This is a genomic window from Vibrio sp. JZG120, from assembly GCF_053890955.1.
Genome location: NZ_JBSRRK010000005.1, coordinates 223,646 through 237,447, shown reverse-complemented (window position 1 = coordinate 237,447; position 13,802 = coordinate 223,646). Strand labels below are relative to the sequence as shown.

Here is a 13,802-nt window from a genome sequence, read left to right as displayed (position 1 = left end):
TTCTGGGCTTTTTGTTTAGAATGGCGGTGACTTTGACAACAGCTAAATCAAAGGCCTGGTCATTCTAGCGAGCTCAAGCGAGACTAAGAATCTGCTAACAGCAGACGCCTACTCTTCCGCTCTCACCTTCACCACCGCACAGCCGAACGATAGATTCTGAATCACACTCGTTCCTCGCTGTTCAGAATGACGGTGACTTTGACAACATCTAAATCAAAAGACCTAGTCATTCTAGCGAGCTCCAGCGAGACTAAGAATCTAATAGCAGCGTTCTCCGTATCCTTCACTTTCCAAAAAGAGTGCTATTTTATTGCCTCAAATATCGAAACTGTTTTCCTTCTCCGTCACCCTTTGACTTCTAGTTGAGTTGTTTTAGGTCAATAGCGTATCTGCCTCTTTGTGCTTATACTGGGCACATTGGTTACTAGCACGAAATTTCCATGAAACAATCTTTACAGATCTGGCTTGAAGCCGCTCGCCCAAAAACACTACCTCTGGCATTAGTCTCTATCTTAACGGGTAGCGTACTCGCCTACTCGGCGGGTCATTTTTCACTGACAATTGCCATCATGGCTTTCGTAACCGCGACGTTACTGCAAATTCTGTCCAACCTGGCAAACGACTATGGCGATGCCGTTCAAGGTACAGATAACGACAAACGCCTTGGCCCATTACGAGCGATGCAGTCTGGCGCGGTAAGTGCGAAACAGATGAAACAGGCGATTATCTTTAACATCGTTCTGACCGCCATTTCTGGCTTAGTGTTAGTTTTCTATTCACTAAGCTCACTAGAAAGCATTGTGACGTTTATCGGGCTGGGAATTTTAGCCATTCTCGCAGCCATTGCTTATACCATGGGTAGCAAACCATACGGTTACGTGGGGCTTGGCGATATTTCAGTTTTCTTGTTTTTTGGTCTACTCGGCGTATCCGGTACCTATTTCTTGCATACTGGTCACGTAGATACCACGCTATTCTTACCTGCTCTAGGCTGCGGTTTGCTCGCCGTTGCAGTACTCAACATCAACAATATGCGTGATATCGAGAACGACCGAGAGTGTGGTAAACGCACGGTCGCAGTGCGTTTGGGTCAACGCAAAGCCAAGCAGTACCACTTTGTTTTACTTGGCGGTGCTATTCTTGCCTTTGCGGCTTACTTGTTAATTCAAGACAAACCCGTTTGGATTAGCTTGCCATTTTTACTTAGTATTTATTTCGTGGCCGATCATGGTAAAGCGGTTTGGCATACACAAAAGCCCGCTCAGATAGCACCAATGATGCCAGTCATCGTGAAATGTTCTTTAGTCACCAACGTTTTGTTTGCAACAATTGTGGTAGCTCAAACTCTAGTAAGTTAAAAAAGGATTGTCATTGCATTGACTTAATGCCTAGATATACTCAAAGACAACCAATTTCTGTTTAGAAAGGTACGCTATGGAATACAATACCTCAGCACTCTGTGATATCTACCTCGATCAGGTAGATGTGGTTGAACCAATGTTCAGTAATTTTGGCGGTCGCGCTTCATTTGCCGGGCAAATCACCACCATCAAGTGTTTTGAAGATAATTCGTTGATCCGCGAGACATTAGAGCAAGATGGACTTGGTCGCGTTTTGTTAATTGACGGTGGCGGTTCCCTACGTAAAGCCCTTATCGATGCAGAAATCGCAACTATTGCGGAAGAAAACGAGTGGGAAGGCATTGTCGTTTACGGCTGTGTTCGTGAAGTAGATGAACTTGAAGATATGAACTTAGGCATTCAAGCCCTCGCTTCTATTCCTGTTGGAGCGACCAGCCAGGGTATCGGCGAATTAGATGTACCAGTCAACTTTGGCGGCGTCAGCTTCTTACCTGAAGATTATATTTATGCTGATAGCACTGGGATCATCCTGTCGCCTGAGCCATTGAATATTGATTTAGAGTTGGATGAAGAAGAAGAATAACGAGTCTTAGGTACCTAAGTTATAGGACCTTCTCTTGGCTATCAGAATCGAGCTTGTCCCAACGATTTTCAACTTGCCCAAAACACAAACACCCGCTTAACGCGGGTGTTTTTAATTTGGAATGAAGAAGCCGGATTATTCCACTTCGTCCATTTTGCCAAGTAGTGCACGAATGCGCTCTTGCCATTGCGCATGCTCTTGCTGTGCTTGTTGTGCTTTTTGCTCTAGCTCTTCTCGTTGAGAGCGAAGCTCGTTCGCTTCTTCCGCAAGTTTTGCTTTATCTTCTTTCAGCTCTTCGACTTCCATCTGAAGAAGAGTGATTGTGTCAACTGCAGTTTGAATTTTAGATTCTAGTTGTTCTAGTACTTCAAAAGACATCTTGGCCTACCTATGTTATTCCGTTGGGACGATGTGCGAGATTGATGCACACCTAACCTATATAAGGTTCATTCTACTCAGCGTCGCGATGAGAAACACTCACTATATTCGATATTTTGCATCATTCGGTCAAAAAATCAGCGCAATCTCACTAAACGCTGACTTTTCTTATCGCCGAAGCATTTTTGAGCAAGGATTTTGCCTCCCGCCACGCTGAAAATCGCCCTAAGTATTGATCAAATTCAAGTTAGATAAAGTAAAAGCTCCGCAAAAAGGCAAACGTTTACCCTACGTTGTGATAGAATCGCCGCGCAAACTCTTCTTCCCTCTTGCTTACTTGGAGACATCATGAAACGCGATTTAGCAATGGCATTTTCCCGTGTGACTGAAGGTGCAGCTTTGGCTGGTTACAAATGGCTTGGCCGTGGCGATAAAAATGCAGCCGATGGCGCAGCTGTTGAAGTTATGCGCACCCTACTGAACAAAACAGATATCAGTGGTGAAATTGTCATTGGTGAGGGTGAAATCGATGATGCGCCAATGCTATACATTGGTGAGCAAGTGGGTATTGGTGGTGATGAAGTAGATATCGCTGTCGACCCGATTGAAGGGACGCGTATGACGGCAATGGGACAATCGAACGCACTAGCCGTACTTGCCGCAGGTGAGAAAGGCAGCTTTCTTAAAGCGCCAGATATGTACATGGAAAAACTGGTTGTTGGCCCAGGTGCAAAAGGCGTGATTGACTTAGAAAAGCCGTTAAAAGAGAACCTAGAGAACGTAGCAAAAGCCCTGAACAAACCACTTGATACCCTAGTCGTTATTACCCTTGCGAAACCTCGCCACGATGACGTTATTGCAGAAATGCAAGCAATGGGCGTACGTGTCTTTGCGGTGCCTGATGGTGACGTGGCTGCCTCTATTCTGACTTGTATGCCAGACAGTGAAGTGGACATGATGTACTGTATTGGCGGCGCGCCAGAAGGGGTCGTCTCAGCCGCGGTGATTCGAGCGCTAGACGGTGACATGCACGGTCGTCTACTTCCGCGTCACGAAGTAAAAGGCGATACTGAAGAAAACCGCATATACGGCGCAGACGAACTAAAACGCTGCGATGAAATGGGCGTAAAAGCGAATGTTGTCCTCAAAATGGAAGACATGGCACGCAGCGACAACGTGGTATTCTCAGCAACAGGCATTACTAAAGGTGACTTGCTAGAAGGCATCTCTCGCCAAGGCAATATCGCAACCACAGAAACGCTTCTCGTGCGTGGTCGATGCCGTACTATTCGTCGTATTAAGTCGACTCACTACCTAGATCGTAAAGATCCAGAAGTGCGTGATATTATTCTTTAAGCATTTCTCGAGGCTCTCGCTCAATCTGAGTGTGAGCCTTTCTTTCCGCACAGCCGGGCAATAGATTCTGAATCACCTCGTTCCTCGTTGTTCAGAATGACGGTTACTTTAATTAGCTCTAAATCAAAAGATTTCGTCATTCTAGCGAGCTCCAGCGAGACTAAGAATCTAGTAGTAACAAACTCCTATTCTCTCCCTCTCACCATAACCATTGCACAACCGAACGATAGATTCTGAAGCACACTCGTTTCTCGCTGTTCAGAGTGGCGATATATATTGGTTCGCATGAACATAGACCCAACAGATCCCCACTCAAATTAAGTCAACACTTTTCTTTACTAACCCTATCGCGCATAATATGTACTGACGTATAAATGGTGGGTATATGAAGACCGTAGATAGGATATTGCAAATCGTTAAGCGTGATGGTTCCGTCACTGCAAAACAACTCTCCTCTGAGCTAGGTATGACAACCATGGGGGCTCGTCAGCACCTGCAAAGTTTAGAAGATGATGGCATTCTTTCTATCTATGACGTAAAAGTAAAAGTCGGTCGCCCTGCTCGTCATTGGTCTCTCACTCAAAAAGGTCATGAGCAATTTGCTGACCGTCACGGTGAGTTGACCATTCAGTTTATAGAAGCTGTCGAACATATCTTTGGCAAAGATGGACTGGAAAAAGTCACATCAGAGAGGGAAAAACTCACGTTACAAAGTTATCTTCAGCATCTTGAGCAATGCGACTCTCTGCAAAGCAAACTAGAAACACTTGTCACATTAAGAGAGCAAGAAGGCTATATGGCCGAGCTTGAGCAAGATGAGAACGGATTTATCTTGATCGAAAATCACTGTCCGATTTGTAAAGCCGCAACTCGCTGCCCAAGCTTGTGCCAATCAGAATTAAGTGTCTTTCAGTCTTTACTTGGACGTGACACCAAAGTAGAGCGTACCGAACACATCATTAGTGGCCAAAGACGCTGCGTTTACCGCATCCAACAACTGCAGTAACCACCACAACCAAACATCGACATGCCGCACTTATTCAATCTCAAGCTTGAAAGCTTCTCTTATAAGTGAGACGGCTGAAGAATTCATCCTCTCTCCTCTTTCTAGTGGTATAGGCTTTTAGTAACTAAAGGCAATTTCCATAAGGATTTGGAGAACATTGATGTCTACTCTACGTCACTACTCTTCTCAAACGCTTCCGCCATTCGATGAAATGGTTCGAATGGCAGAGCGAGATCCAGAAGCTTTTGAGCAATTTCGTCATGACATGGCAAAAGAGATGATCGAAAGCGCATCAGAAAACATGCAAGAAAGGCTGTGGGCTCAGCAAAGCCACATCGATAGGGTCATCAGCACGTGTAAAAACCCTCACCACACCAATGTGGTATTGATGAACGAATTACAAAAGCAGGTCGTGAAGTTCAGAGCTACGCTACAAGGGGAAACGGCACCGACTCAAAAAGCGGATGTGGTTAGTTTAGAGGCATTTAAAGGTAGGGATGATTTTTACTGATACTCAGTAGATAGATCGAGAAAGTTAGGGTTCGTTTCTCTTACCAAGGCTAACTTCCACTCACGCTTCCACTGCTTGAGCTGCTTTTCTCGGTTTATGGCAGTTGCCATATCTTCGAATAACTCAAAGTAAACGAGCTTATGAACGTTGTATTTCTTGGTAAATCCCTCAACTACTCCGTTTTTATGCTGCCATATTCTTTGAGGCAGCTGACTGGTAACACCAATGTAAAGAACGGCGTTGTTGTTTGACGTTAGGATATAAACGCAAGGTGTCCTATCGATGATTCATTCTCCTTCATGATTCGCTGTTACTTTTCCATTGTAATTCACTCGCTCAGTTCAAACTCGGAGCGCTCTGTGCGTAGATTCTGAATCACACTCGTCCCTCGCTGTTCAGAATGACGGTGAGTTTAACAGCCTCTAAATCAAAATAGCTCGTCACTCTATCGAGCCTTAGCGAGACTAAGAATCTGGTAACAGCAAGCTCCTATTCTCTCCCGCTCACCTTAGCCACAGCTCAAGCGGACGATAGATTCTGAATCATGCTCGTCCCTCACTGTTCAGAATGACGGTTAAAATAGCAAGCTCTAGATCAAAAAAGCTCGTCATTCTAGCGAGCCTCAGCGAGACTAAGAATCTACTTTCAGCGCGCACGTTACTTGAAGCGATTACTCCGGCTCAGGGCCATATTGGTTTGGTCCTGATGTTCCTTTTAATAAGCCACATTCAATTAGAATCCATAAACCACAAATCAGAGAAATGGAAGCAACGAACATTTGCGGTGTCGACGGCTCTTGTGCAACAGGGCTAGTCATTGGCGTAGCGATTCGCCCGATAATCAACGGAATATTCAGTGCTAGCCAATAGATTGATTTGTTGCGGTCATGCCAACGCTTGGTGGTGATCGCCAAATCAGGGATTAACAAAATCACCAAGAAAATAGGGAGAAGTAAATAGGAGAAAGTAGGAAATAGCTTACTGATTCCAGCACCAAAACCTAGAATAGAGACATAGTAAATGACGTTCCAAATCCAGTAGGTTTTACGGTTTATACGTCCTTGAAAAGAAAACAGTAACTCTTTAGTCGACATCAAATTTTACCCCAAAATAGAAAGGTTATAGATTAGCCGAGTCGATATGGTTTGGAAAGTACACCTGCTGTGTAAGCGCCAATAGTGCCGTTATAACAAGCAGAGCGAGACTAAGCTCAAGCAACGATAAACGCTCGATAAGGCCTATTAGCTTTCAGTACCCTGCATCTAACGATACTTAACCCTGCTCACTGCTCTCAAGAAACTCGGTTCAACCTAATTCACTACCTTCTGGAAGCTGTCTACGTCCATGTCTCGGATATTGACCGTTAAGCTGTGCACGTGACTGGCTTGCTCTTGAAGTGTCGCCATCAAGGCTCGTGACAGCTCTCGCTTTTGTTCTTGGGAGCGGCCAGATAGCAAATCAAAGTTGATATGGATAAAGTCGAGGCTATCGCCCTCTTCCCCAATTAACCAATTGTGGCACCTGAGCGTTCTAGATTTCACTGACGCGAGTTCAAAAAAGCCACTCTCTAACGCCGTTTTATGTAAATCCTCCAGCAACCCCTGAACATTGACACGTTCTTCCACCGAGTTTGAATACTCTAAAACGAGATTTGGCATTTTGATTCCTTTCTACAACTATTAATTCCAGCGCGTAGTAATACCAATCTCAGCAGCAATTTCCGAGGAATGAACTATCATTCTGTCTACGTGATCACCAATCGATTGCTTTTGACAAAAATAACAGGATCGATGCTTGGTCGAATCAGTAAAGAAAGCCGGACAAGACATGACGCCAATCATGATCTGTTCACATTATTCTGTTATATTCCTACGTAGATTTTTTACATTAATTGACTATTTACATTAAAGATAAGGGAGATATTCCTATGCGTCGTCCTGTAGTGATGGGTAACTGGAAACTAAACGGCAGCAAAGCAATGGTAACTGAGCTGCTAACTGGTCTTAACGCTGAGCTTGAAGGCGTTGAAGGTGTTGACGTAGCAGTCGCTCCACCAGCACTTTACATCGACCTAGCAGAGCGCGTAATCGCTGAAGGCGGTAACAAGATCATCCTAGGTGCTCAAAACACTGACCTAAACAACAGCGGTGCGTTCACTGGCGATATGTCTCCAGAAATGCTGAAAGATTTCGGTGCTACTCACATCATCATCGGTCACTCAGAGCGTCGTGAATACCACAACGAATCTGACGAGTTTATCGCTAAGAAATTCAACTTCCTAAAAGAAAACGGCCTAACACCTGTTTTCTGTATCGGTGAATCTGAAGCGCAAAACGAAGCTGGCGAAACTGAAGCTGTATGTGCACGTCAAATCAACGCAGTTATCGACACTTACGGTGTTGAAGCTCTAAACGGCGCAATCATCGCTTACGAACCAATCTGGGCTATCGGTACTGGTAAAGCAGCAACCGCTGAAGATGCACAACGCATCCACGCTTCTATCCGCGCACTTATCGCTGCGAAAGACGAAGCAGTTGCAGCACAAGTAATCATCCAATACGGTGGTTCTGTTAAGCCAGAAAACGCTGAAGCTTACTTCTCACAACCAGACATCGACGGTGCTCTAGTTGGCGGCGCTTCTCTAGACGCGAAAAGCTTCGCGGCAATCGCTAAAGCAGCGGCAAAAGCAAAAGCTTAATCTCGTTTTTACTCAGATTCGAAATAACAAAGGGATGCATCATGCATCCCTTTTTGTTTGCGTGTTATATTACACACGATCATCGTAACTAAAGTCTAATCACTACCAAATAGGTCTCGCGTATAAACTTTATCAGCCACATCAGCAAGTTCTTCAACCATACGGTTAGAAACAATCACATCTGCACTTTGTTTAAACTCATTCAGATCGTTGATTACACGTGAGTTAAAGAATTCATCCTCCTGAAGTACTGGCTCATACACCACCACTTCAATACCCTTTGCCTTGATACGCTTCATAATACCTTGAATAGACGAAGCTCGGAAATTATCTGAGCCGGCTTTCATTATCAAACGGTAGATCCCTACCACTTTAGGTTCTCGTTTGAGAATAGACTCAGCAATAAAGTCTTTACGAGTTCGATTGGCTTCCACTATGGCCCCAATAATACTGTTTGGGACATCTTGATAGTTTGCACGAAGTTGCTTGGTATCTTTTGGCAGACAATAACCGCCATATCCAAACGAAGGGTTGTTGTAGTGGTTACCAATACGCGGGTCCAAGCCAACACCTTCTATAATTTGGCGAGAATCAAGATTATGTGCCTCAGCGTAAGAGTCTAGCTCATTGAAATAAGCTACGCGCATCGCAAGGTAAGTATTTGAGAATAACTTAACCGCTTCTGCTTCTGTAGAGTCAGTAAACAGGACTGGGATATCTTCTTTTATCGCTCCTTCAACGAGAAGGTTGGCGAATGTCTCAGCACGCGCACTACGCTCCCCGACAATTATACGAGAAGGATGCAAGTTATCGAAAAGTGCCTTTCCTTCACGCAGGAATTCTGGTGAGAAAATAATGTTTTCACAACCTAGCTCTTGCTTAATACGCGCAGTGTAACCCACTGGTACTGTAGATTTAATCACCATTACAGCACTTGGGTTAATCGCCATTACATCCTTTATCACCGCTTCGACGGAAGCAGTATTAAAGTAGTTGGTTTGTGGGTCATAATCCGTTGGCGTAGCTATAACAACAAAATCGGCCCCTTTGTAGGCAAACGCTTTATCCGTGGTAGCAGTAAAGTCTAGTTTTCTATTAGAAAGAAAATCTTCAATTTCTTTATCTACAATAGGTGAGCATTTGTTGTTAAGAAGCTCAACTTTTTTTTCTATAATATCAAGTGCAACAACTTGGTGGTTTTGGGCTAACAACATCGCATTAGAGAGCCCGACATACCCCGTACCGGCAACCGCTATTTTCATTCCAATACCCTAATCTTTAGTTCTTATATCAGAATATCAATAGTTTTAATTTTTGGATAGTGAAACAATATTGTGCAACCTAAGCTTCATACATTAGAAAATAAAAAAGCGGCTCATTGGCCGCTTTTTGCACATCGTATTACTCTATGGGTTTAGTCTAACTGAGTTGATAGGTAACGCAGGTAGGCATTACGTAAGCGAATCTTATTCTCTTCAAAGTAATCACTACCATAGCGGCCACGGTTGAAGTAACGACGTAGCATGCTGTTGTCCATGATAAGCTCATCACCTTGTCCATCACTTAAGTAATTCACATCATTGCCTACTCGTGTCATCACATTAAAGTCATAGGCCTCGTTGCCTCGAACCTGCAACAAACCAGGAGACATATCGCGCCAAGGTGTTAATGGTAGCTTGACTGAAACAGCCACAAACTGCTCTTCATCAGTATCTTTGTACTTAGTAACCTGATAAGTAGCGGAAACCTCAATATCCTCAAACCAATGAGAGGTTGTTAGCTTGGCACCGACATCACCTCGCCAAAACTCACCCGCTGTCGCGTTAAACTGCCAATCCCATTCAGGCATTGAGAAAGTATAGCGAGCTAGCGAAGTTTGACGATCGAGAGTCTCGTATCCATTTTCATCTTTCTCATCAACGTGCTGGAAATAACTCATTTCTAAGCTAAAGGCATGCGCACCGGACTGAGAAAACCATGTTGATTCACTTCTCGCGCCAATATAATCTGTTTTCGCCAAACCGACGGATACTTGGTTCGCGATATCGACATAAGGCAAACGGAAGAATTGATGCAACATTGCGCGCTCGATATCATTCTCGTACGCGCTATCCTCAAAGTATCCCCATTTTTCATAATCGTCACTTTCTGCTAACGGCAGAATATGGCGAACATCGACAGCAGCACCTGACCAAAGATAGGTATATAAGTTGCTCGACATCGCAAAAGAGTAGTCATAGACCCCAAACTCTGTCGCAACGGCATGGCGAACCATAGGTGAAAAAACAAGTTGAGAGTCTAGTACACCGCTATTTACGCGCTCTGTTTTCCAATTAACCAGCTCAAGTTTCTCGGCTAAATCTCGTGTCGTGAACTTAATATCCTCGCACGCAGCAGAACCATTGATAAAACTTTGATAACAAGACGAATTCGCTTGCACACTAACAACAGGCTTTTGGTTTGCGAGCATAATTAGCTCAATGCGCTCCGACTCACCGCCCACTTCTGATACGGCATTTTGACCTAGGTGACTAGAAATGATCCCCATAGCAACACCTAAACCGTCAACTTGGTTATGGTTATAACGACGGTTCTCTAGTGCAACTACCGTCGTTTGGTTCAACAGACCAATTTGAATATTCACGAAGCCTTCATTACGAAGCGTGCTCACCAAAGTAGAGATAGAAGCCTCTTTGGCTTTCTTCTGCTCCAAAGACAGCCTTTCCATCAACGTGACATTATTGCGAGAGTAATCGCGAGAACGCGTGTACCCGGTGACTAACGGTACTGAAAGTGCCGCGTTCCAGATATTTTGCTCATCTGTATTGTGGCCTGAATATAGCTGATAACTGAGCGAAGCTGTCACATCATAAGGCAGTGTGCCTTGTGGGGTAAAAAGTTTCACCGATGAGTTGAACTCCACAGCATCGTATTCCCCACTGACCTGTAAAAAGCTCAATGGTTGATACTCAATACCACCGAATGGGCCATCCATTACACCCAACTCGATATCAGAAAGCCCGTAGCCTGCCGACACTCGAACTGGAGCAAAGTCGAAAGAGTAGTCCGCGACCGCATATTTAGTACTGAACTGGTTACCAGCCCCTCCCAAGTCCTGAATACCCAAAGCAAAGTCTAGATTCTCCGCCCCCCAAAAGTTAGGAACCTGATATTTGAAAGACATCGATAGATCACGAATGTCTCCACAATCGTAAAAACAGTTTGAGGTGTAATCATCAGTGACAATTCTTCCGTGGGCCTCTAACCCCTCAAGCATGCCAAACGAAAACTTAAGAGAATCCAAATCTTGAACTGCCGTTCGAAATGGCAAGCCTTGCGCATACGTAAATGAAAAGTCACCATAGTTTAACGACTGCGCATTAGGCGTAAAAGTTAAACCTGTAAAGCTTTGGTTGGAAGGTAACGTTTCCAGCTCGTGAGCGGTAAGGGAGGTACTTACCAGTAGCGGCAGCGATAATGCTGCTATCCCTGTTTTTATCGTTTTCTGTGCCATCAGTTTTAGCCACTGTTAATGTATTGAATACAGAAAAAGGCACTCAGAAGTGCCTTTTTGAGATTGCAATATGCCGATACTGGGCTCGTCATAGGTAAATCTCCACAGCGAGCATCACGAAAGCATATCTTATTAATTTTTCTATTATTTACCAATCAAATAAAAGCATCAAGTTTCACTTGCATTACTTTGCTTTGGTTCAAAAGTATATAACTCCGCAGTGCGAGTATTTTGCTTCCATACAAGATCTTCAATGCCATCTACTGGGTTAAAACCTGTAGGGGCCTCGAGCAGTAAACGACGAATCACTTCGTGTTGGAAGTTGTGGCAAGCAACATCGAGCTTGTCGATCAAGGTCTCATACTCTTTCAATGGCAAGTAACTTTCTTGGGCTGTCATAATTCGAGCATGTGCAGTTTCGGAAACATTATCATCCCCAATCAACAGCTCTTCATATAACTTCTCTCCAGGCCTCAAACCAGTGAAGAGAATTTCTATATCGCCATGAGGATTGTTTTCATCTTTAACTTCAAGGCCTGACAGGTAAACCAAATTCTTCGCTAGATCGACAATCTTAACTGGCTCCCCCATATCGAGAACAAACACATCGCCACCTTTACCCATTGCCCCAGCTTGAATGACCAACTGAGCAGCTTCCGGGATCGTCATAAAGTATCGAGTAATGTCTTTATGAGTGACCGTAATAGGCTCTCGCTTTTCAATTTGTCTTTTGAATACAGGAATTACCGAGCCTGACGAACCCAGTACATTACCAAAGCGCACCATACAAAAGCGCGTGCCAAGGTTTGGGTTGCTCTCACGAATTCGATTTTGTTGCTCCGCCAACGCTTGTAACCCCAACTCAGCCATGCGTTTAGTCGCCCCCATGACGTTCGTTGGTCTAACGGCTTTATCGGTAGAAATGAGAACGAAATTCTTCACACCAGCATCAATCGCAGCTTGCGCTGTGTAGTAAGTGCCAAATACGTTGTTTCGCACACCCTCAACAACGTTATACTCCACCAGCGGAACATGTTTATACGCTGCGGCATGGTAAACCGTGTCCACTTCAAACGCCTTCATGGTGGTTTCTAAACGATTTTGTCGCTGTACAGAGCCAACTAGAGGCACGACTACAATGTTTAGCTTCTTAGCCTTGATGATTTGGCTTAGCTCACTGTGAACCTGATACAAGGCAAACTCAGACAGCTCAAATAAGATCAATGATTTTGGTGAGTAGTTCAAAATCTGACGACATAACTCAGAACCAATTGAGCCACCAGCTCCCGTCACCATGACCACTTGGTTCTTGATGTTTGCTTCCATCAAAACTTGTTGCGGCTGAACAGGATCACGACCTAACAAATCACCAATCGGAACCTCTTTCAGTTCATCAATTTTCGCCTTACCCGTAAGGATATCTTTCATATCAGGAACGGTTTGGATTTCAACCGGAAGTTTAGAGATTCGATCCAAAACCTCCTTACGGCGTTTATTCGAAGCGCTAGGAATGGCAAGTAAGATTTTTTTCACTTCATGCTTTCTGATCGCCTTTATCGCATTATCTGCGGTATAGACTCGATAACCCATTAACATTGTGTTTTGCAGGGTTTTATCTTCATCCACAAAGCCGATAACTCGGTAGGTTTCTGATTGTCGCAGCGCAAACGCAAGCTCACGACCAGCACTACCTGCACCATAAATGAGGACTGGATCTCCGGCCTTATGTACCGATTGAGCAACCAAACTTCTTACTAACAGACGGCTAGTCCCTACCCCTATTGCTAGAAAAGCGGCATAAATAAAAGGAATCGAGCGTGGTAATTGGGCATCGAATGCGAAAGCAAAACTGGCCACACAAAGCGCAGATAGAATAGTACCTAACCCGACGACTGCCAGCACATGAAAGCCTAAATAGCGTAATACCGCTCGGTAGAGGCCAAACGCGACAAAGACAGCAAGGGTACAAACAACGGTGGCAAGCAATACGTAGTGACTGCTTGTATCTGGAAGTGAACGGAACTCACCGATGCGAGACCAATAAGCAAACATAAAAGCAGCAGAGATAATAAAGAAATCCACTCCGATACTAATAAGGCGCTTTTGATATCTCGGTAAAGACCAAATGACGTTAAGTTTGGAATTATTTTCAATCATGACAGTATGTAAGCCTCATTACCCCAAGTTTATTTTTTAAGAGTTTGGTGGTAATGCTAGTTAATGTTATGAGATAGCCTGAGCAAAGATTATACAACCTGATGATTATGTATAGAACCATTATTTGCATATTATCTCGCTGCATCGCATCTTTTAAGCAATATGCGTAACAGACGTTTTACATTTTTCATCAAGTGGTGGGACGCATTGGTAGGAAAAAATTATAGATAACGATGCGT

13 protein-coding genes are annotated in these 13,802 nt (G+C 44.1%); 6 read left to right on the top strand and 7 right to left on the bottom strand.

The genetic code is table 11. The features are described 5' to 3' along the window. Nucleotides 1–440: 440 nt before the first annotated feature. Both ACWPOD_RS12585 and rraA read left to right on the top strand, forming a co-directional pair. On the top strand, nucleotides 441–1,358 hold the full coding sequence (locus tag ACWPOD_RS12585) for a 1,4-dihydroxy-2-naphthoate polyprenyltransferase (RefSeq protein ID WP_005397953.1): 918 nt from the start codon (nucleotides 441–443) through the stop codon (nucleotides 1,356–1,358). Between the two features lie 76 nt (nucleotides 1,359–1,434). Continuing rightward, nucleotides 1,435–1,944: a ribonuclease E activity regulator RraA gene (rraA, locus tag ACWPOD_RS12580; RefSeq protein ID WP_170902420.1), complete on the top strand. Its 510-nt coding sequence runs from the start codon at nucleotides 1,435–1,437 to the stop codon at nucleotides 1,942–1,944. Nucleotides 1,945–2,079: 135 nt separating this feature from the next. Here the strand turns inward: rraA and zapB are convergent, their stop codons facing one another. Then, a complete protein-coding gene (gene zapB, locus ACWPOD_RS12575; protein ID WP_005379536.1) occupies nucleotides 2,080–2,322 on the bottom strand; it encodes a cell division protein ZapB in 243 nt (80 codons plus the stop codon). A 348-nt stretch (nucleotides 2,323–2,670) separates the two neighbouring features. Here zapB and glpX point away from each other — a divergent pair, with 348 nt between their 5' ends. The 3 genes from glpX to ACWPOD_RS12560 all read left to right on the top strand — a co-directional run bounded on the left by glpX (nucleotide 2,671) and on the right by ACWPOD_RS12560 (nucleotide 5,195). Continuing rightward, a complete protein-coding gene (gene glpX / locus ACWPOD_RS12570; protein ID WP_005383180.1) occupies nucleotides 2,671–3,678 on the top strand; it encodes a class II fructose-bisphosphatase in 1,008 nt (335 codons plus the stop codon). Between the two features lie 385 nt (nucleotides 3,679–4,063). Then, the gene (locus ACWPOD_RS12565) at nucleotides 4,064–4,684 is read left to right on the top strand and encodes a helix-turn-helix transcriptional regulator (protein WP_456231931.1); all 621 of its coding nucleotides are present in this window, start codon (nucleotides 4,064–4,066) and stop codon (nucleotides 4,682–4,684) included. A 160-nt stretch (nucleotides 4,685–4,844) separates the two neighbouring features. Continuing rightward, nucleotides 4,845–5,195: a DUF3135 domain-containing protein gene (locus tag ACWPOD_RS12560; RefSeq protein WP_456231930.1), complete on the top strand. Its 351-nt coding sequence runs from the start codon at nucleotides 4,845–4,847 to the stop codon at nucleotides 5,193–5,195. On the opposite strand, the gene ACWPOD_RS12555 is transcribed toward ACWPOD_RS12560, so the two are convergent. The 3 genes from ACWPOD_RS12555 to ACWPOD_RS12545 all read right to left on the bottom strand — a co-directional run bounded on the left by ACWPOD_RS12555 (nucleotide 5,189) and on the right by ACWPOD_RS12545 (nucleotide 6,852). Next, nucleotides 5,189–5,455, bottom strand: coding sequence for a GIY-YIG nuclease family protein (locus tag ACWPOD_RS12555; protein ID WP_371131107.1), 267 nt, complete (start codon nucleotides 5,453–5,455; stop codon nucleotides 5,189–5,191). The genes ACWPOD_RS12560 and ACWPOD_RS12555 overlap by 7 nt on opposite strands. A 410-nt stretch (nucleotides 5,456–5,865) precedes the next feature. After that, nucleotides 5,866–6,288, bottom strand: a complete 423-nt coding sequence (locus ACWPOD_RS12550; protein ID WP_047009013.1) for a DUF805 domain-containing protein — start codon at nucleotides 6,286–6,288, stop codon at nucleotides 5,866–5,868. A 216-nt stretch (nucleotides 6,289–6,504) separates the two neighbouring features. Then, nucleotides 6,505–6,852 (bottom strand): 5-carboxymethyl-2-hydroxymuconate Delta-isomerase, encoded by a 348-nt coding sequence (locus ACWPOD_RS12545; RefSeq protein ID WP_199803674.1) that lies wholly within the window; start codon nucleotides 6,850–6,852, stop codon nucleotides 6,505–6,507. 269 nt (nucleotides 6,853–7,121) lie between these two features. Between ACWPOD_RS12545 and tpiA the strand changes: the two genes are divergently transcribed. Further along, on the top strand, nucleotides 7,122–7,892 hold the full coding sequence (tpiA, locus tag ACWPOD_RS12540) for a triose-phosphate isomerase (protein WP_005384863.1): 771 nt from the start codon (nucleotides 7,122–7,124) through the stop codon (nucleotides 7,890–7,892). Nucleotides 7,893–7,987: 95 nt separating this feature from the next. Here the strand turns inward: tpiA and ACWPOD_RS12535 are convergent, their stop codons facing one another. The 3 genes from ACWPOD_RS12535 to ACWPOD_RS12525 form a co-directional block, all read right to left on the bottom strand. Continuing rightward, nucleotides 7,988–9,154 (bottom strand): nucleotide sugar dehydrogenase, encoded by a 1,167-nt coding sequence (locus ACWPOD_RS12535; RefSeq protein WP_006742480.1) that lies wholly within the window; start codon nucleotides 9,152–9,154, stop codon nucleotides 7,988–7,990. 152 nt (nucleotides 9,155–9,306) lie between these two features. Then, on the bottom strand, nucleotides 9,307–11,406 hold the full coding sequence (locus ACWPOD_RS12530; protein ID WP_456231929.1) for a YjbH domain-containing protein: 2,100 nt from the start codon (nucleotides 11,404–11,406) through the stop codon (nucleotides 9,307–9,309). A 168-nt stretch (nucleotides 11,407–11,574) separates the two neighbouring features. Next, nucleotides 11,575–13,563 (bottom strand): polysaccharide biosynthesis protein, encoded by a 1,989-nt coding sequence (locus tag ACWPOD_RS12525; protein WP_053809487.1) that lies wholly within the window; start codon nucleotides 13,561–13,563, stop codon nucleotides 11,575–11,577. Nucleotides 13,564–13,802 lie beyond the last annotated feature (239 nt).